Consider the following 18,536-nt stretch of genomic DNA (forward strand, 5'->3'; position numbering starts at 1 on the left):
CTTCATCCCAGCGGCGTTTCAGGGCGCGGGGACAATCCGGTACACCGCGAACTCATCGTCTTGATACAGCAGCGGCAGTTCTGGCTGTACCACGGGGGCTTGCTCCGCCCCCGGAGCCGGCGGCATGCGGTGCTCCTCGTGCTGCGGCGAGCGCTCCACCACTGCATGGGTTGCGCCGAAGCGGTGGGCCAGCTCGCGGAACCGGGAGGCATCCGCGGTCCGGTAGCCGAAAAGGACGGCATCCTGACTGGAAAGCCACGCCTGGAGCGGGGACGCGTCCGGGGCCACGTTGAATGGCTGGCAGTCACAGAGCGCCTCCATGCGCTCCCGCCACTGACGAAGAAACGCCATGCTGAAGCTGGCCTCGGAGCCGTCCTTGTACGTGCCAATCGCCTGGCGTCGGGCGCCATAGCGGTAGGTCGTCATGGCATGCGTGAAGTACGGAGGAATGACCACCACGGCATCCTCCGGCAGGTGCTCGCGTGACCAGGCCATGACCCGGCTGCCGGGTAGCGCATCGAAGCGGACCTGCACCTGAGGCACGGGCAGCTCGAGCAATTGGGCGAAGAGCCACATGCTGGCCACGACGCCGAGCACCGCCGCCGAGGGCGCCCAGCGCGGCGGCATGGCGACGTCCCGCTCCTGTCGACGCCCGAGCACCCCTTCGAGAAGTCCCAGGGCGACGATGGGGACGTTGTAGTCCAACACGTAGGAGAGCAGCGCCAGCGCCGCGAACGGCGGCCGGCGCAGCGGCCAGGCCCACGTCTTCACGACCCACGCCGCGCCGCAGACGGCGGCCACGAAGTTCATCAACCGGGAGGCCTGTTGCAGGTGCAGGTGCAGCGCGGCGGGGTGACGCAGCCACTCCAGGCCCATCCAGCCCACCAGGCAGGCGACGAACGTGCCCAGGAGGAAGCCGACAACCGCCCGCGGCAGCGCCCTGGCATGCCACGCGCCCAGGATGAAGGTGAGCGGCGCCAGTTGCGCCCAGTGGCCCTCGAAACTCCAGGTCGAGGGGAAGTGGTGGAAGAAGAGCTGGAGCTGGTTGAGGTGCATCCAGTCATCTGGCGCGGGAAATGGCACCCCGCCATGGCTGCCGCGCAGGAGCATCTGCGCCAGCAGCGGCGACGCGGCGAGCAGGAAGCACAGCGGCCCGGTGAACAGCGCCCGATGGTGACGGCGGTCCACGAGCGCGGCGAACCAGATGAGCAGCGCGGTATGGCTGGCCGTCGTCGGGTGAATGATGAACACGGCGCCGGTCAGCAGGAAGGCCGCCGGGAATCGGCCCGACGCGGCCAACGCCAGGGCCAGCAGCTCCGGGCCCAGCGCGAGGGGTAACCGTTCACCGGCTGGTGCCTGCTTGAAGAGACATCGGGGCAGCGGACGGTGGGCGGGACGGCGCTCGACGGTGTTGGCCGCGGCGTGACACACCGCCACTCGTGGCGGAACTCGACCCCCGGGACGCGCGGATTGCGAAGCTGGAGGCGCTGCTGGAAGCGGCGCTGGAGCGCATCGCGCACCTGGAGGAAGAGAATCGGCGGTTGCGCGAGGAGAACCGGCAGCTGCGCGAGGAGAACCGGCAGTTGAAGGAGCGGCTGAATCTCAATTCGAGCAACTCCTCGAAGCCCCCCTCCGCGGACGCCCCCGGCACGCCGCGCCCGCTGAAGAAGCCCACGGGCCGCCGCCCCGGTGGTCAGCCAGGGCACAAGAAACATGAGCGAAGTCTCCTGCCGCCCGAAGCCGTGCAGCACGTCGTCGAGTTGGTGCCCAAGGAGTGCCAAGGCTGCGGGCACCGGTTGGTGGGCAGAGATTGCGAGCCGCGCCGCCACCAAGTAGTGGAAGTGCCGCCGTTGTCGGCCGTCGTCACCGAGTACCGCAGCCACGCCCTGGAGTGCCGCGCGTGCGGCACGCTGACGCGCCAGCCAGTGCCCGCGCACGCTCGCAGCGCTTTCGGGGATAGGCTGGGGGCGCTGGCCAGTCTGCTGGTAGGCAAGTACCGGCTGTCCAAACGGCTGGTGAAGGATGCCCTCTCGGACATGGTGGGCGTGGACTTGTCGGTGGGCAGCGTGGTGAATCTCGAAGGGGAGATGACGGACGCATTGGCCCCAGCGGTGGCCGAGGCCCTCGCATACGTGCAGGCGGCCGACGAGGCCCACGCGGACGAGACGGGATGGGTGGAGGGGCGTAAGGAGGGCCGGGGCCATCGTGCCTGGTTGTGGGTGGCCGCCACGGCCTTGGTGGTGGTGTTCCACATCGCGCGGAGCCGTGGCGGCAAGGTGGCCAAAGCCCTGCTAGGGGAGGGCTTCCTGGGCTTCCTCACCACGGACAGGTGGAGCGGGTATGACTGGTATGACAAGGGGCTGCGTCAACTCTGCTGGAGCCACATAACGCGCGACTTCCAAGGCTTCATCGACCGAGGAGGCGAGGGCGGCCGTCTGGGCACTCGGTTGATGCGCGAGCGCCACCGCTTGTTCAAGTGGTGGCACCGGGTGCGCGACGGAACTCTGGCGCGAGAGGATTTCGAACAGCGGATGACGAAGGTACGACGCACGGTGGGCCGACTGCTGCGACAGGCCGAGGTGCGCGCGGAGAAGAAGACGTCGGGCATGGCACGGGAAATCCTCAAGTTGGAGGAGTGTCTCTGGACGTTTGTTGACGTGCCCGGCATCGAGCCGACGAACAACTTCGGCGAGCAGTGCATCCGCCACGCCGTCATGTACCGCAAGACGTCATTCGGGACGCAAGGCCCCGAGGGCAGCTGCTTCGTCGAGCGCATCTTCACCGCAGTCACCACGCTCAAACTGCAAGAGCGGGGCGTACTGGACTTCCTCACGGACACGCTGCGCACGCACCGCCGGAGCCTGCCGCCTCCCTCGCTGCTTCCCCTTGCGGAGGTCCCTCAGCCCGCGCACGCAGCATGAGTCGGTGAACGGTTACCGCGAGGGTTCGGTTGAGCAGGTGGTTGTCGAAGGTGGGAATCCACGTGAGCGTCAGCTTCGGCACCACCATGACGGCCGGAGCGAGCACGGCCGCCCACCGTCCCAGCCCCCCCGGATAGAGGGCCCGGGCCAGGCGGACCGTGCCCCAGAAGAGCCCCAGCACCGAGGCCAGGTGCAGGACGAAGTACAGCGGCTCGATGGGCAGCCACCGGGTCATCCACGCGAGCCCCGTCCACAGCATTGAAGGGTGGTGGCTGCCTGCCTCGACGAGCGGGTCCCCGGGAAGGAAGTCCGGTGACTGCGCCCGAAGGACGTAGGGCAGGTGGATGGCATGGTCAATGGTCCCGAACTCATAGCCATTGATGAGCAACCAGGCCCCGACGAAGAGCGCGCTGGTGCCGGCTCCGGCGGCCAGGTCCACCCGCCACGGCGCCATGCTTCGCGCCTCGGCGGGTGCAATCGGGGAGGAGGAAACGAGCGCCACAGGGCGGGTGTGCTCCGCGGGCGCGTCGGGTGCCGGGATGCCGTTGTCGGGGTGACTCATCGGGGGGCCCCTCGCCCGCTTCCAGCTTCAGGTGAATGGGCGGCTCGGGCAGTGTGTCCGCCCGTGGGGGCGGAAGGACCTCCCAGCAGAACCAGATGGCGCGTCATGGGAAGACGCCGGTCAATGACAACCACGTTGGTCACCACCGACGCGCCCAAACATGCTGCTGCTCGAATCTTTCGGGTGAGCGCCCAGCGGTTCTCGAACGGTTTGATGGGGAGCGAGGCGCTTTGATTGCGCTCCTCAGTAGCACTTCTCAGGCAATGCCGTCAAATCTGGTGTCTGCATGTGTATCAAACAGGCAGGCCGGAGAGCCCCCGAAGCGGACTCGTGTGCCATGCCGAAATGGTTGCCTGTCTTCAGCGCGGCCATCGCACCTTGCGCGAAAACAGGCCCATCCGGAACGCTGCGCTGCCGACGTCGGGTCGCTCAAGGCACCGAGGGCCCGGACCCCATGTCGGGGCCTGGGCAGGTCCGACTCGCCGTCGGGCGAGCCAGGTCGCGGTTACTTCCGGCGTATCAAGCTGTCGAGCGAGGGGCAGTACGTGGCGTAGCCGTGGCCGGTGATGGCGCCATCCGCGTAGAGGCCATTCATTTCGAAGGCCACGAAGTGCGACTCGGGAGGGGTTTCGTTCAGAACGCAGATGGGGCAGAGCGAGGCCGCCACGGGCGTGAAGGCGAGGCTCGTGCTGTGCGTCGTGAGCGCACCCTCGAAGTCGACGAGCGTCGCTGTCGGCTCGCCCGGCACGGAGCCTACCTGCGGCGTCGCGTCCACTGGCACCTTCACCTTGTGGACGTCGACAAGCTGCGGCGGTCGCGGCGAAGTCTCGGTGGGGCACTCACACTCACCCGGCGCGCCGTTGTTGCGTTCAACCCAAAGCGCCCACGGGTTCCCCGGCGCTTCGTAGCCGAAGTAGGCGCTGGTCAAAACGCGCTGGTTCGCGCCCAACCGAATCGTGGTCGCGGTTTCCTGGCCATTGGACACCCTTCCACCACATCTCGGGTGCCCACGGAATCGGGGCAGGCTCAGTCGCGCCCCCGTTGTCGTTACGGCTCGTCTTCAAGGTCTTCGAGCTGGCCTTCCGCTATCTCGCGGTAGTGCGGCACCACTTCGACGGCCAGTACATCCCGCATTTCCTGGCGGGCGCTGTCGAAGTCACCCGTCCGCTTGTGCTGATACATGCGGTGAAGCGCACGCATCACACGCCATGAGCCGTCCTTGATGCGACGCGCACATTCCAGCAGGAAGGCTTCGGCTGTCTCGGCACTCGCGAGGGCGGATGCCGCGTCTGCATTGGTGAATCCAACCTCGGGAGCAGTGCGCTCCAGCATTTCCCGGACGTCATCCGTGAGCGCCAAGCGTTCGCCATTCAGCACGCGACGCGCGAGGGCTCGCACGGGTTCCCAATCGAGCTCCTCGGGCATGGCTATTTCCGCCTCTTCTTGGGTGGGAAGCACCGGTTTGTGGGCCATTCATGTTGGCCCTCGCAATACCGGAGGCAGTCGTATCAGGCGCCCGTCCATCCGGGTTCCGTCTCGCAGTCGCCATAGAACCGGATGCACTCCCGCTTCCATTCGGGCAGTGCTTCGTTGTGGGCGTCGTCCCATACAACTGGCACGTCTTCTTCCTTGGCCGCCTCGTCCATTGCCGTCTTGACGCCAGTCATGTACATGGCGGCTTCTGTAGCCGTGAGGCCGCACGCTTCGGGAGCGCCTGGATTGCGCTGGACGCAGCACGACACGGTGTCAGTGCAGGACGCCAGCGTGTATGCGTCGCGACGGCTGGCCGTGCCGGTGGCGCTGCTGGAGCAACTCCTCGAACGACGCCTCATCAGTGGATGGCGGAATCATCACGTCCCCCTCGCTGCGGCTTCGCGTCTTCACAGGTGAGGGCCTGGAAGCGAACATCCTCCGGGTCCTGCTCCAGGAATCGCCGCACCAGGGTACACCGTCCCTGACGGGATTCCGCACGCGGGACGTCCAGGCCCAGGGCGGCGGACACCTCCTCGTGTCCCTGAAGCGCGCTGGCCGCCATGAGGGCATAGCGCTTGTTGGGGGGCTCGCCATCCAGCAGCGCCTGTCCCAGCTTCTGTGCCTCCGCGTAGCGCGCCTCGGCCTCCCGGAGGCGACCCGCCGCCGCGTGGAGGCGCCCCTCCGCGACCAGGGCGCTCCCCAACGGCCAGAGGTAGAACACCTCACCGCCCCGGGCCTCGTGCGCGCTCCGCGAAAGCCGCAACGCGCGGGCCACCACCGCCTCGGCCTCCCCCAACGAGCCCTCATCAATGGCCAACTCACCGCGCTGCGCCAGGACCACCGAGAGCAGCGCCTCGTCATAGGGGCGGCCGGTATTCTGGGCGTGCAGCGAGATGGCGCGGTCCAGGAGCGCCGCGGCCTCTCGGACGCGCCCCTCCGCCCACCGGAGCTCCGCGTGCTCGGACAGGCTCACCGCGAGGCTGCGCCGGACATCAACGGCGCTCTTCCCGACCTGGGGCTGGGCCTCCATGTGCCGCAAGGAGGCCAGCAGGTGCGCATCCGCCCGCGCCCACTGCCCACGCGCCATGGCGACCTTCCCCAGCTTGGAGTCATTGAGCGCGAGCTGCCATTGCAGGTCGCCGTCGGCGAGGCCCGTCACCATCATGCGGCGGGCCTCGGAGAACCGGCGCTCCGCATCAGAGAGGGAGCCGGCGTAGTAGGCGGCGTCCCCCATGCGGTGCGCGACGAGAACGGCCGCCAGCCGGACTGGACGCTGGGTCCGCTCGTCCGTCGACAACGCCGTCAAGGACGCGTCCAACTGCGTGAGCATGGCCCGGCGGATGTCCAGCGTGTGCGCGAGCCGGCTCAGGTCCCAATCCGCGCGCGCGGAGATGCCGTCGGCCACCTTGACGAGGCGCTGGAGGTTCTCCTGCGCGTGCCGCCGCTCCTGCTCGGCTCGAACCGCGTAGAAGAAGATGGCCAGGCTCGCGAGCGCCGCCAGCCCCATGAGGAGCCGCCGGGCACGGACGCGGCGGCGTGAGAGCCGCTCCGCCGCCCGGAGGAAGTCCTTCGCGCGGGGACTGAGGGCGGGGGTGTCCCAACGGCCCGGTGAGTCGAACCCGCGCCGGTAGTGCTCCAGCAACGTCCCGGTGGGGAGCCCCTCCAGCGGCCGGCGCGCCTGCTCCCAGGCATTCGCGACGCCCTCCAGGTCCGACTGCCGCTCCAGCACGACGCGCTCCTGCTCCAGCCAGGACACGAGTGATGGCACCCGGTGCAGCAGCGTCTCATGCACCAGCTCCACGCGCTGGAGGGCCGGGTCGCGCTCCCCGGAGAGCACGATGAGCCGGAGCCCGGGCGGCTCCGCCGGGGACGGGCCCAGGGGGATTCCGGACAGCCGGTGCAGCACCTCCTCGGCGAGGCCGTCGTTTCCCGACGCCGCGAGGACGTCCTTCCGGGAACGGGGCCGCCGGGTATCGGGCGTGCCGCGCCCCACCTGCACCAGCTCCAGGAGGAGCCACTTCGCGCGCTGCTTGCCCTCCTCCCCCAGGCGCTCCAGCAGCGCCTCCGCGTCGAGGGCCAGCGCCCCACCGACGCCCCCCAGCCGCTCGTAGTGCTGGTGCGTCAGCGGAGCGCCACCGCTGAGCATCCACATGCGTTGCAACGTATGCCCCAGCAGCGGGAGTCGCCCGCCCTGGCTCCGGACATCCTGCACCATCCGCTCGGCGAGCCCCTCGCTGAGCCGCAGCCTCGCGCGGCCCGCCATCCCCTGGACGACCTGCGACAGGGCCTCGTCACCCATGGGCAACAGCGGAAAGCGCGCCGCGGCGTGGAGGTGGTGCGGCAGCGAAGGCATCTGTTCGAGCCGGTGGATGAAGTCGCTGCGCAGGCTCGTGAAGAGCCGCAGCGGCGTCTCGGGCGCGGCCAGCGCGGCCGCGAGCAACGCGTCCATTGCCGCCAGCTCGGCGCTGCCCAACGTGAACAACTCCTCCATCGGCTCCAGGACCAGGAGGAGGCGGCACTCGCTGGGGGTATGCGCCGTGACGAAGTCGTGGAGCGCGACCGGCCCGCTCCGCAGGGAGGCCTCGATACCATCGCGCGTCCCGGCGGCGCCGACGTCCGCATACGCGGCGGCGAGCGCCTCCGCGAGGTGACGGAGCGGCGTGTCCGAAGGTCGCATGGTGGCGATGCGCCATCGCGGCTCCGCCTTGGCGGACAGCGTCTTCAGCGCCGGCAGCAGCGCGGCCTGGATGAGCGAGGACTTCCCGACCCCGCTCGGCCCCTCCAGTTGCACCCAGCGCCGGGTGCCAAGACGCGCCTCGTCCAGACGCTCCAACAGCCCGCGCGCCTCCACCTGCCGGCCGAAGAAGAGCTCCGCGTGCGCCTCCGTGAAGGGCGCGAGACCAGGGACCGGACACTCGTCCGCATCCAGCGCCCAGGCGCGCTCGAACACGGCGCGGCAACGCGTCATGTCGGGGCGCGCCGCGGGCTGTTTCTCCAGCATGTCCGCGATGAACGACGCGAGCCCGGTGGGTACGGCCGGCGCGAGCTGCTTCAAGGGCGGCGGCGGCTCACGCTGATGCGCGGCGATGACCAGCACCGGCTCCTCCGCGTCGAAGGGTGGGCGGCCCGCGAGCAGTTCGAAGAGGACCACGCCCAACGCATAGACATCCGCGGCCCCATCCACCTTCGCGGCGCTCAGGAGCTGCTCGGGGGCCATGTAACGGAACGTCCCGATGAGCGTGGCTTCGTGCGTGTGGACCTGCGTGGACAGCAGGTCCGCCTGTCCCTCCGGAACCTTGGCGATGCCGAAATCCAGCACCTTGACGCGATAGCCAGACGCCAGCGAGGAGTCCGGGCACAGGAAGAGGTTCTCTGGCTTCAAGTCCCGGTGGACGATGTTCCGCGCGTGGACGTCCACCATGGTGGCAGCCACCTGCGCGCAGAGGGCCAGCGCGGTTGCCATTGGGATGTTCGGCTGCGCTTGCATCCATTGCCGGAGCGACTGTCCCTGCAATTGCTCCATGGCCAGGTACACCGTGTCGCCGACACGATCACAGTGGAGGATGCGGACGACGCCCGGATGCTCGAGCAGCGCCAGCGCCCGGGCCTCCTGAAGGAAGCGCGCGACGCGCTGCGGGTCCTCCGCCGCGGAGGGAGACAGCACCTTCAAGGCCACCGGGTTGCCCACGCTCTCGTGGACGGCCGCGAAGACCTCCCCCATGCCACCGCTGCCGAGCAGGCGCAGGAGCCGATAGGGACCAAGCTGGGTTTGAACAGGCTGAGTCAAGACGGCGGAGCCTGCGCCACAGGGGCATTTTCAGTCCAGCCCTTGAATCGTCCAGGCCAGAGTCTTTCACACCCCGCCTGAACCCGAGGAGTGCCTTGCAGGCGGCCACCGCCCTGCTTCCCCTTTCTGTCCTGGAATCTCGCGCGGGGCCTGAGCGAATCGCATGGGCCGAGTCCCGCATCCATCAGGCACCGAGCCTTTCGACAGAGGAGCGCCTAGACTTGCTCGTGGTACTCGGCACGCTGGCATCCCGCCGGTTCGGGCAGGACAGGCTCAGTCACTATTTGAGGGACATCATGATTGATTCACCGTTCTGGGAAGAGCAGCGCGCACTGGAGAGAAAACGAGTCGAGGTGCACGAGCGCGTCGAGACACTGCTGACCTTCGCCAACGCACGCGGGATTCCCCAGCCACCCGATGTCGAGGAGCGTCTCTCCCACCTCGGCGCCGCGGCCCTGAAAGCCCTCGTCAACAAGGCCGTGACCACCCCGGACGCCGCGGCCACCGAGCTGCGCGCCGTCCTCACGGCGCCGAAGCACTGACCGCGCTCCCCTACTCCTTCACCGCGCCCGCCGTCAGCCCGGACACAATCCGCCGCTGGAACAGCACCGTGAGCGCCACCAGGGGCAGCGTGGCCACCACGGAGGCCGCGGCAATCTCACCCCACGGCTCGCGGTACTCGCTGGCGAACAGGCTGATGGCCACCGGCACGGTGCGCTTCTCCGGCGTGGAGAGGAACGTCAGCGCGTACAGGAACTCGTTCCACGCGAAGATGAAGACCAGAACCGCCGTCGTCGCCAGCCCTGGCGCGGCCAAAGGCAGCAGCACCTGCCGGAAGGCCTGGAACGGCGTGCAGCCGTCCACGCGCGCGGCGCGGTAGAGCTCGTCGGGCAGCGCCCGGAAGAACGACGTCAGCACCCACAACGTCAGCGGCAACGCGAACGTCGCATACGGCAAGGCCAGGCCCACCAGACTGTCCCGCAGCCCCACCGTGCGCAGAATCAGGTACAGCGGGCTCACCGTGGCGATGGGCGGGAACATGCTCACCGCCAGCGCCGCGCTCAGCAGCAGCCCCTTGCCTCGGAACTCCAGCTTCGCCAGGGCGAACGCCGCCGCGGCCCCCACCGTGAGACAGAAGCCCGTGGTCAGCGCCGCCACCAGCAGCGAGTTCAACACCACGCGCAGGAAGGGCCGGCCCCACAGGACGCTCGCGTAGTTCTCCAGCGTCAGGTGCGAGGGCCACGGCCGGGTCAGCTCGCCATCCGGCCACAGGCTCGTCAGCACCTGCCAGCAGAAGGGCCCCAGGAAGAAGGTCAGGAACGCCACCACCGCCAGCGCGGTGCCCAGCCCCGGCCGCTTCATCGCGCCGCCTCCTCACGCCCGAGCAGCCGCAGCCACACCGCCGCCAGCAACACCACGCACAGGAAGGTCGCCACCGACAGCGTGCTCCCGTACCCGAAGTCCCCCGAGCGCATCAGCGTCTTGTACGCGTAGATGCTCAGCGTCTCCGTCGTGTTCGCCGGCCCGCCCTCCGTCAGCACGTAGATGGCGTCGAACACCCGGAATGCATCCAGCGAGCGGAACAGCAGCGCCAAGAGCAGCGCCGGCTTGAGCAGCGGCAGCGTGATGGACACGAACGTCCGCCACGGCGAGGCCCCGTCCACCCGCGCCGCCTTGTACAGGTCCTCGGAGATGCCCTGCAGGCCCGCGAGCACCAGCAGCGCCACGAAGGGCGTCGTCTTCCACACGTCCACCAGGATGGCCGCGTGCAGCGCGTACCCCGGCGCCCCCAGCCAGTTGATGTCCTGTCCGGGCAGCAGCCGGTTGATGACGCCGTACTCCGGGTTGAACATCCACGCCCACAGCCGCGCGCTCACCACGGTGGGAATCGCCCACGGCACCAGCACCGACGCGCGCAACAGCCCCCTGCCCGGGAACGCCCGCTGGAGCAGCAGCGCCAGCGGCACCGCGAGCAACAGCTCCACCGTGACGGCGACGGCCGTGAAGTACGCCGTGTTCCCCAGCGCCGCCCAGAAGCGCGAGTCCCCCAGCAGGTAGGCGTAGTTCTCCAGCCCCGTGAAGCGCCGCTCGCCGAAGACGAGGATGAAGCGGTGCAGGCTCAGCCACACCGCGGCCAGGATGGGGTACAGCGCCACGCCGCCCAGCACCAGCACCGCCGGCGCCACCAGCAGGTACGCCTGCCGCCGCTCCCGCGCCATGCTCCCCCGCCGGCTCACGGCCCCTCCCCCGTCAGGTGGTCCACCTGCCGCTGCGCGCGCTTCAGCGCGGCCTCGGGCGTGCGCAGCCCGGCCACGGCGGCGGAGAACTCGCTCTGGAGCACATCCGAAATCAGGTTGTAATACGGCGTCACCGGCCGCGGCTTCGCGCGCTCCACCAGGGGCAGCAGCCCGGCGATGAACGGCGCCTCCTCGCGCAGGCGCGCGTCCTGGTACACGGCGGGTCGAGGCGGGTTGCGCGCGTAGTTCAGCGCCAGCACCCGGTTGGCCTCCGGGGACGTGAGGTGCGCAATCAGCCGCGCCGCCAGCTTCCGCCGCTCCGGCGACACATGGGCATTCACGGCCAGCTGCCACCCGCCCAGCGCCCCCGCGCCCGGCTCGCCGCTCACCGTCGGCAGCGGAGCGATGCCCACCTTGCCGCGGATGGGCGAGTCCGGCTTCTGCGCCTCGCTCCACGCATACGGCCAGTTGCGCATGAACACCGCGCGCCCCTCCTGGAACACCCGCCGCGACTCCTCCTCCGAGAAGCCCGTCACCGTCGCGGGCGACACCCCGCGCTCCACCAGCCCTCGCAGATACGCGAGCGCCTCGCGCGCGGGCGCGTCATCCAGCAGCACCCGCCCCTCCTCCGACAGCGCCTGGCCGCCGTGCCCCCACAGCGCCTCGTACACATTGCAGGACAGGCCTTCGTACTGCCGCCCCTGCCACACGTAGCCCTGGAGCCCGGGCGTCTTCGCCATCGCCTCGCGCGCGAAGCGCTCCAGCTCCGCGTAGGTGCGCGGCGCGCGCGGCACCAGGTCCGTGCGGTAGTAGAGCAGCCCCACGTCCAGGTACCAGGGCACCGCGTACGTGCGCCCCTCCACCACCACGGCCTCCACGGGGCCGGGGAAGAAGTCCTCACGCAGTTGCTCGGGCGGGAACTCCGCGGACAGGTCCGCAATCCACCCGGCGCGCGCGAACTCGGGCACCCAGACGACGTCCGCCACCAGCACGTCGAAGTCCCGCGCCCCGCCCTCCAGCGCCGTGAGGAAGAACTGGTGCGCCAGGTCGGACGCGTTGGGCAGCGCCTCCGTGACGAGCTCCACCTCCGGATGCTCCCGCTCGAAGCGCGCCAGCAGCTCCCGGAACGGCTCCGGCGGCCCCCACAGCGGCTGATACTTGAAGACCAGCCGCGTGCGCCCCCCGGCCTCGCCCGACGCGTCCTGCCGCCGGCAGCCCCAGATGGCCAGGCCCACGACGAGGCCCAGCGCGAGCACGATGGTGGAGACGCGTCTCATGCGCGGGCATGACTCCAGCCACACCCATCCCCGTCAAGCCCGGGAATCCAAGTCGGTCCGCGCGTCAACACCCCGGAAGTCTGGCGCACTGAATGAAAACAAACCTTCCAGACCTCCAGGCGCGTCCCGCAAAACCAATCACGCCCGGTGAGTCATCATGAACCAAGGGAGAGCCACGATTCGCTTGGACGCTGCCTCAGCGGTATTCTCACCCAGGCAGGAACAACTGGGAGGGGGAAGCGATGAAACAGCAGCCTCGGGATTGGCAGTGTGGAGCCCACCGGGCCCACTTCGAGGAGCCGGACACCCTGATCGCCGAGTTCAACGGCCTCATCACCCTGGAAGAGGTGAAGGAGACGGTGACGCTCTACCAGCAGACGACCACCGAGCACGGCCAGTACTACCTCATCGCGGACATCGGCCGCTCGCAGCTCGAAGCGGCCGGGCGCCGGTACATGTCGGAGAAGGCCAGCTCCGACTGGTTTCACGCCATCATCTACGTCGGCGCCGACATCGTCATGCAGACCTTCGTCAAGGCCATTGCCCTGGCGCTGCTCTTCACCGGCAAGTCGACCTTCGAGACGGTGTTCGTGAAGACGCAGGAGGAAGCCCGCGCCTGGGTGGCCCAGCACCGGCTCCGGCTCAAGAGCAAAGCAGGGTAGTGGGTCAGGAATTCCACGCCCAAATTGACAGGCATGCATCTCGCGCTATTCCCTGGTGGGCGTTATGCTCACCAGGGTTTCTGAAGGGAGTGACATGCAGCAACTGGAATGGAAATTCGGTGCCCACTCGGTGCGCTATGAGGCGCCTGACGTCGTGCAGGCGACCTTCATCGGCCCCATCGACCTGGATGAAATCAAGCGCGCGGTCGACGTGTACGGGGAGATTGCCCAGCAATACGGGCCCTACTACCTGATCGCCGACATCGGCCAGTCCCAACTGGGCGCGGAGCCCCGGCGCTACCTGTCGGAGAACGGCAAGGCGGACTGGTTCAAGGGCACCGTGTACGTCGGCGCGGACGTGGTGCAGCAGACCTTCGGCAAGGTCATCGCGCTGGGCATGCTCTTCACCGGCAAGGCGCGCTTCGAGACGACCTTCGTGAAGGACCACGAAGAAGCGCGCGCCTGGGTGGCGCAGCACCGCCAGAAGCACAAGAAGAAGCTGGGCTGAGCCTTCCGCCCCATTTCCCCCCCAAGCCCTGGAGCCCCGCCCATCACCCCACCCGGTGGGCACGCTCCAGGTGTGCCCGCGGCCCGCCCGGAAGTCGCGCTCCAAGTAAAACTCCCACACACCAGCCGACACAGGACGCACTTTTACTGGAATCGAACGTCAATACCAAAAACCAGTGAAAATGAAAAAGTGTGCCCTCACTGGCAATAAAGCCAGGATTCGTTGTATAGGCGGACTAGGGGAGCCCCATCCCGCCCGGTCGTTCCTCGCCGGCTCCCCACACCCCTGACGCACCGCCTGTAGGGGCCTGGCCCCTCCATTGCTACCCCACCCGTTGCAGACGAACCGCGTGCCGGGGGGCCGCGCTCGTCTGGCGAGCCCGCCATGCCTGTGTCCGCGCAAAAGCAGGAAGAGACCGGAGTTCCCGCCCACGCATCCGCGGGCCGTTGCCCCCACCTGGGTGCCCAGTACAACCCCTTCACCGGCCCCCACGCGGAGGACCCACACGCCTTCTTCGAGAAGCTTCGCAAGGACGAGCCCGTCAGCTTCAGCCCCATGCTGAACATGTGGCTGGTGAGCCGCTACGAGGACATCTCCCAGGTGCTGAAGAGCCCGGCGCAGTACTCCAACCGGGACATGCTGGGCAGCGGCACCCACCTCACGGACGAGGCCAAGGCCATCCTGGACCAGGGCTTCCCCACCGCGCACGTGCTGCTGGGCATGGACCCGCCCGAGCACACCCGCCTGCGCCGCCTGATGAACCGGGGCTTCACCGCGCAGCGCATCGCCGGCATGGGCCCCTTCATCCAGCAGATGGCCACCACCCTGGTGGACCGCTTCGCCCAGGACGGCCAGGCGGACCTGGTGCAGCAGCTCGCCTGGCCGCTGCCCGTCCACGTCATCCTCGGCGTCATGGGCGTGCCGCAGGAGGACGTCTGGAAAATCAAGCGCTGGAGCTCGGACTGGCAGCAGCTCGTCTTCGAGTACGTGGCCCCCGAGCTCCAGGCGGAGATGGCGAAGGGCGTCATCGAGTTCCAGCAGTACTGCATCCGCCTCATCGAGGACCGGAAGAAGCACCCCCAGGAGGACCTCACCAGCTACCTGGTGGCCGTGGAGAGCGACGGCGAGGCGCTGAGCATGCACGAGCTCGTCATGGCCGTGGGCGCGTCCATGCTGTCGGCCGGCCATGAGTCCACCACCGCGCTGATGGCCAACGCCTGGAAGGTGGCCCTGCAGCATGGCCTGTGGCAGCGGCTGCGCGACGACCGCGCCCTGGTGCCGAAGTTCCTCGAGGAGTCCAGCCGCTACGACTCCGTCTCCCACGCCATGATTCGCACCGCGAAGGAGGACGTGGAGCTGAGCGGGGTGAAGATTCCCCAGGGCTCGCGCCTGCTGCTCCTCTTCGCCGCCGGCAGCCGGGACGAAGCCCTCTGCCCCCACGCCAGCAAGCTGGACGTGGACCGGGAGAAGGTGCCCCAGCACCTCACCTACGGCCGCGGCACCCACTTCTGTCTGGGCGCGCCCCTGGCCCGGCTCCAGTTCGAAATCACGACGAACATCCTCCTGGACCGGCTGCCGGACCCGAAGCTCGTCCCCGGCCAGGACTTCGGCACCTGGCAGAGCCTGGTGCTGCGGCAGATGAAGCACCTGAAGGTGGCGTGGACCCCCACCTGAGCCCCCCACCCCGCAGTGAACGAGGGCCTGGCGACCCACACCGGTCTCCAGGCCCTTTTCATGTCCGGAGGTCTGCGACCTCCACCCAGGAGCGGGCGATTTCCCACAAAGAAGGGTAGAAACCCACCCCACCTTGAGTGAATGGGCGGGACAAGTCAGACCCCCATGGGGTACAGAAGGACCCGAAGAGGCCCTTCACTCTGGAATGCGTGCATTCCGAAAAGAATTTTCTTGCCTCACCACCTATTTCCGCGCGAAAGAGTCCAGGAACACCCTGCTTCCGAGTAAAGCAGAAGGAGCCCCCCGACATGTACGCTCAAGTGGTGGATGAGGCAGACATTCAGTTCGCGCACCGAGTTGACCGCAAGGCGCTGGCCGCCATCACCCGGGAGATGTCCCAGGTGAACAATGGTCGGGCGCTGTGGGCCATGGCCAGTCAGTGGCTGGTCATCGTGGCGGCATTTGCCTTCGTGCTCTTCGTGGACCGCTGGTGGGCCTGGCCGCTGGCCGCCGTCCTCATCGCCACGCGGCAGCACGCGCTGCTGGCGCTGATGCACGAGGCGGCGCACTACCACTTCCTGTCCAACCGCAAGGTGTCGGACGTGGTCAGCGACCTGCTCTGCGCCTTCCCGCTCAACATGACGACGGCGGGCTACCGGCACGAGCACATGCTGCACCACCGCTATGTGAATACGGCGCGGGACCCGTACCTGGCCGGGCAGCTGGTGGACGCCTCCTGGCACTTCCCCCGCACGCCGATGCGCGCCACGGCCGTCTTCCTGGCGGACGCGCTGGGCCTGTACGCCCCCAACCACCTGAAGGTGGTGCTGCCGTGGACGTACTGGGGCCGTCTGGTGGGCCGCGCCCAGCCCCGCATCTCCGCGGGCGAGCACCTGCGCTACTGGCTGTACGTGGCCACGCTCGTCACGGTGCTGGTGACGACGGGCGCGTGGCTGCACTGGCTGCTCTTGTGGGTGCTGCCGACGACGACGGTGATGATGGCCTTCTTCCGGATGCGCGCCCTGGGTGAGCACCCCATCGAGGAGACGACGTCCGGTGACGAGACGCGCGAGACGCGCGACGTGCTGGGCACCGCGCTGGAGAACTTCTTCATCGCGCCGCTCAACGTGAATCTGCACCTCACCCACCACGCCTTCCCCTCCGTGCCCTTCTACAACCTGCCCGCCATGCACGCGCAGCTCGAGCAGGCCGGCTTGCTGGAGGACGGCGTGAATCAGTTCGACACGTACCTGGGCAAGGAGAACAGCCTCATCCAGTACCTCACGCGTGAGCCGGAGTCCTCCGCCGCCGCGGCCACCGCGTCCCAGCAGCCGAGCCTGGGCCAGCCGCTCCACTCGTGATGGCACCGTGAGGCCAGGCCTCGCCCCGTGCCGTCCAGGTGAAGCCGGGGGGCTCCACCCAGGATGGCCGGCGAGGCGGCAGGCCCGCGGTCAGAAGCGCCGCAGTGAGGACCAGGGGAAGGGCTTCCAGAAGGGCGTCACCACGTCCTCGCCCTCCAGCGGAAACCAGGGTCCGGTGTCGCCTCCGGCGGAGAGCACGTGGAAGTCCTGCGCGGGCATGAAGCCCTGCCCCAGCAGCGCCACCTTCTCCCCTTTCGCGTTGGCCGCCACGTCCAGCACCAGCACCGCGTGCCCGGGACTTCCACCCAGCACGAAGAAGTCCCCGGGCCGCACGTCCTCGCGCGAGGGCCGCCCCTTGAGGGACTCCAGTGAGTGCGTGCCCGCGTAGGTGAAGACCAGGTCCAGCCACGCGCGGAAGCTGGCGCGTGAGGCATCCGGCGCGGCGCCGCGCACCCAGGCCACCTTCGAGCCCGACACCCGCGCCCGGTCCCCTTCCGCGTACCGAGACCACTGCGCCAGGTGCCCGCTGGTGAAGCGGTAGGCCAGGCGCTCCCGCGTGCCGCTGGCCCAGCGCCACTCCGCATGGAGGCGGATGACGGAGTCCGCGCACTGCTGGAGGTTCGCGGTGCCCACGTCCAGCTCCGCCACCGCCGCCAGCCGCGCGTCCTCCGGCGCCAGAATCCGCCCGCCCTGGTGGCTGAGCACCGGCGTGCCCTCCGGCCGCAGCGGAAGGCCTCGCAGCCAGGCCCCGAAGGAGCCCTTCACCACCGGCACCCGCGTGTAGCCCTCCGGCGGCGCCACCGCGGCCTCCAGGGGACGCACCACCGCCTGGGCTGGCAGCCATGCGTAGCGCGCCAGCTCCTCCTTCGTCGCGGGCCGGGGCGAGCCCTCCTCCGCGGTCCACCCGGGCGCGGGGAGCAGGCACAAGGCCCACAGGAGCGTCCAGGCCCACGGACGAACGCGGCCCTCGGTGGGAGGAAAGGGCGAGGAGGACGGGCACGGCGGGCAGTCGAACGCGGACACGAAGCAGCCATCTCCAGGAGTGAGGGCGGCACGAAAGGTGGCGCCGCGGGTTGGAGGTCTCTCACGGGCCTGGAGTTCCCTCACGTCCGCTCGAATCCGGCCGCTCCCTGCCTGCCCTGTGTTCCCGGGGGTGGGTCTACCGCTGAACGCTCGCCGCCCCCGGAACGTGCGCGGCGGGGACCGAGCACTACCTTGAGTCGTATGCGCCGTCAGGCGAGCCTCGCGCTGCTCAACACCTTGTCGCTGACCCGGCTGCCCCTGGCGGTGGCCTTCATCCTCGTCCCGGATGCCTGGGTTCGCGCGGGGCTGGTGGTGCTGGCCGCCTTCACGGACTTCCTGGATGGGTGGATTGCCCGGCACAGGGGGCTCGCCACGCGGCTGGGCGCGCTCATCGACCCGGTGGCCGACCGCGCCTTCATGATGACAGCCCTCCTCGTCTGCTACCTGGACGGGCTCATCAGCGGGGTGGCGGTGCTGCTGCTGGTGCTGCGCGACGTCGGCACCACCGTGGGCTTCTTCGTCGCCCGCCTGGCGCCCGGGTTGCGCTCCGTCGAGCTGAAGGCGCGGATGCTGGGCAAGGCCGTCACTTCCTTGCAGTTGGTGACGCTGCTGTGCGTGCTGCTGTTTCCACCCGCGGTGGTGCCCCTGGTCGCGCTCATCGGCGTGCTGTCGTTCGCCTCGGTGGTGGACTACTCCCACGCGGTGCTGAAGGCGCGGGAGCGGGACGCCGGCCCGCGGCGGATGAAGCCGGAGTCCGGCGGCGCGGGCTCCTCGCTGCCGCCGGTGCGCAAGTAGGGCCGCGGCGTCAGGGCTGCGCCGCCGAGTCCGCGGGCTGGGCTTCGGGGAGGCCCAGCACCCGGGCCCTTTCGGTGGCGATGGCGGAGCGTTCGCCCTCGCTCATCTCCATCCAGACGTCATCCATGTCGTCGAGCAGCCCGTCCTCCTCGGGCGAATCGCCTTCAGGGTGCCGGGCGCGGGCGAGCCGCAGCTTGTTCAGGAGTGCACGGTAACGGTCGTAAGCAGACATGATGGGAACCTCCGCCTCGGGGAC

Annotated in this window: 17 protein-coding genes and 1 pseudogene; 7 read left to right on the plus strand and 11 right to left on the minus strand. The window is 69.0% G+C overall.

The annotated features are described in order from the left end of the window. Positions 1–18: 18 nt before the first annotated feature. Positions 19–1,437, minus strand: coding sequence for a DUF6798 domain-containing protein (locus KGD87_RS25510; protein ID WP_284663265.1), 1,419 nt, complete (start codon positions 1,435–1,437; stop codon positions 19–21). Between the two features lie 2 nt (positions 1,438–1,439). Here KGD87_RS25510 and tnpC point away from each other — a divergent pair, with 2 nt between their 5' ends. After that, positions 1,440–2,921, plus strand: a complete 1,482-nt coding sequence (tnpC, locus tag KGD87_RS25515; RefSeq protein WP_284663267.1) for an IS66 family transposase — start codon at positions 1,440–1,442, stop codon at positions 2,919–2,921. Here tnpC and KGD87_RS25520 read toward each other — a convergent pair. From KGD87_RS25520 to KGD87_RS25540, 5 genes and pseudogenes are all read right to left on the minus strand, one after another. Continuing rightward, entirely contained in the window at positions 2,830–3,483 is a 654-nt protein-coding gene (locus KGD87_RS25520; protein WP_284663268.1) for a hypothetical protein, read from the minus strand. The genes tnpC and KGD87_RS25520 overlap by 92 nt on opposite strands. 505 nt (positions 3,484–3,988) lie before the next feature. Beyond that, positions 3,989–4,468: a hypothetical protein gene (locus KGD87_RS25525; protein ID WP_284663270.1), complete on the minus strand. Its 480-nt coding sequence runs from the start codon at positions 4,466–4,468 to the stop codon at positions 3,989–3,991. A gap of 62 nt (positions 4,469–4,530) precedes the next feature. Further along, a complete protein-coding gene (locus tag KGD87_RS25530) occupies positions 4,531–4,908 on the minus strand; it encodes a DUSAM domain-containing protein (protein WP_163782470.1) in 378 nt (125 codons plus the stop codon). A gap of 2 nt (positions 4,909–4,910) precedes the next feature. Beyond that, positions 4,911–5,315: pseudogene (locus tag KGD87_RS25535) on the minus strand (hypothetical protein). Continuing rightward, positions 5,315–8,743: a serine/threonine-protein kinase gene (locus tag KGD87_RS25540; RefSeq protein ID WP_284663274.1), complete on the minus strand. Its 3,429-nt coding sequence runs from the start codon at positions 8,741–8,743 to the stop codon at positions 5,315–5,317. Before KGD87_RS25540 ends, KGD87_RS25535 begins: the two are co-directional and overlap by 1 nt. Positions 8,744–8,964: 221 nt before the next feature. Between KGD87_RS25540 and KGD87_RS25545 the strand changes: the two genes are divergently transcribed. After that, the gene (locus KGD87_RS25545) at positions 8,965–9,285 is read left to right on the plus strand and encodes a hypothetical protein (RefSeq protein ID WP_284663275.1); all 321 of its coding nucleotides are present in this window, start codon (positions 8,965–8,967) and stop codon (positions 9,283–9,285) included. A 10-nt stretch (positions 9,286–9,295) separates the two neighbouring features. Here KGD87_RS25545 and KGD87_RS25550 read toward each other — a convergent pair whose 3' ends face one another. From KGD87_RS25550 to KGD87_RS25560, 3 genes are read right to left on the minus strand one after another with little or no spacing between them, the layout of a single operon-like run. Beyond that, positions 9,296–10,105, minus strand: coding sequence for a carbohydrate ABC transporter permease (locus KGD87_RS25550; protein WP_284663276.1), 810 nt, complete (start codon positions 10,103–10,105; stop codon positions 9,296–9,298). Beyond that, a complete protein-coding gene (locus KGD87_RS25555; RefSeq protein ID WP_284663278.1) occupies positions 10,102–10,980 on the minus strand; it encodes a carbohydrate ABC transporter permease in 879 nt (292 codons plus the stop codon). Before KGD87_RS25555 ends, KGD87_RS25550 begins: the two co-directional genes overlap by 4 nt. Beyond that, entirely contained in the window at positions 10,977–12,257 is a 1,281-nt protein-coding gene (locus KGD87_RS25560; RefSeq protein ID WP_284663279.1) for an ABC transporter substrate-binding protein, read from the minus strand. The genes KGD87_RS25555 and KGD87_RS25560 overlap by 4 nt, the downstream gene beginning before the upstream one ends. A 242-nt stretch (positions 12,258–12,499) precedes the next feature. Between KGD87_RS25560 and KGD87_RS25565 the strand changes: the two genes are divergently transcribed. The 4 genes from KGD87_RS25565 to KGD87_RS25580 all read left to right on the plus strand — a co-directional run bounded on the left by KGD87_RS25565 (position 12,500) and on the right by KGD87_RS25580 (position 16,462). Further along, on the plus strand, positions 12,500–12,919 hold the full coding sequence (locus tag KGD87_RS25565; protein ID WP_284663281.1) for a SpoIIAA family protein: 420 nt from the start codon (positions 12,500–12,502) through the stop codon (positions 12,917–12,919). Between the two features lie 94 nt (positions 12,920–13,013). Next, the gene (locus KGD87_RS25570; RefSeq protein WP_205507878.1) at positions 13,014–13,427 is read left to right on the plus strand and encodes an STAS/SEC14 domain-containing protein; all 414 of its coding nucleotides are present in this window, start codon (positions 13,014–13,016) and stop codon (positions 13,425–13,427) included. Positions 13,428–13,811: 384 nt separating this feature from the next. Continuing rightward, complete coding sequence (locus KGD87_RS25575; RefSeq protein WP_284663282.1) at positions 13,812–15,101, plus strand: cytochrome P450; 1,290 nt, start codon at positions 13,812–13,814, stop codon at positions 15,099–15,101. Between the two features lie 308 nt (positions 15,102–15,409). Beyond that, a complete protein-coding gene (locus KGD87_RS25580; protein WP_284663283.1) occupies positions 15,410–16,462 on the plus strand; it encodes a fatty acid desaturase family protein in 1,053 nt (350 codons plus the stop codon). A gap of 90 nt (positions 16,463–16,552) precedes the next feature. Here KGD87_RS25580 and KGD87_RS25585 read toward each other — a convergent pair whose 3' ends face one another. Further along, positions 16,553–17,569, minus strand: a complete 1,017-nt coding sequence (locus KGD87_RS25585; protein ID WP_284663284.1) for a DUF4846 domain-containing protein — start codon at positions 17,567–17,569, stop codon at positions 16,553–16,555. A 117-nt stretch (positions 17,570–17,686) separates the two neighbouring features. Between KGD87_RS25585 and KGD87_RS25590 the strand changes: the two genes are divergently transcribed. After that, positions 17,687–18,280 carry a CDP-alcohol phosphatidyltransferase family protein gene (locus KGD87_RS25590; RefSeq protein ID WP_284663285.1) on the plus strand — a complete coding sequence of 198 codons (594 nt, stop codon included), beginning with the start codon at positions 17,687–17,689 and terminating at the stop codon, positions 18,278–18,280. A 10-nt stretch (positions 18,281–18,290) separates the two neighbouring features. Here KGD87_RS25590 and KGD87_RS25595 read toward each other — a convergent pair whose 3' ends face one another. Further along, positions 18,291–18,512: a hypothetical protein gene (locus KGD87_RS25595; protein ID WP_240358715.1), complete on the minus strand. Its 222-nt coding sequence runs from the start codon at positions 18,510–18,512 to the stop codon at positions 18,291–18,293. Positions 18,513–18,536 lie beyond the last annotated feature (24 nt).

Source organism: Myxococcus sp. SDU36, assembly GCF_030168875.1.
Taxonomy (GTDB): domain Bacteria; phylum Myxococcota; class Myxococcia; order Myxococcales; family Myxococcaceae; genus Myxococcus; species Myxococcus vastator.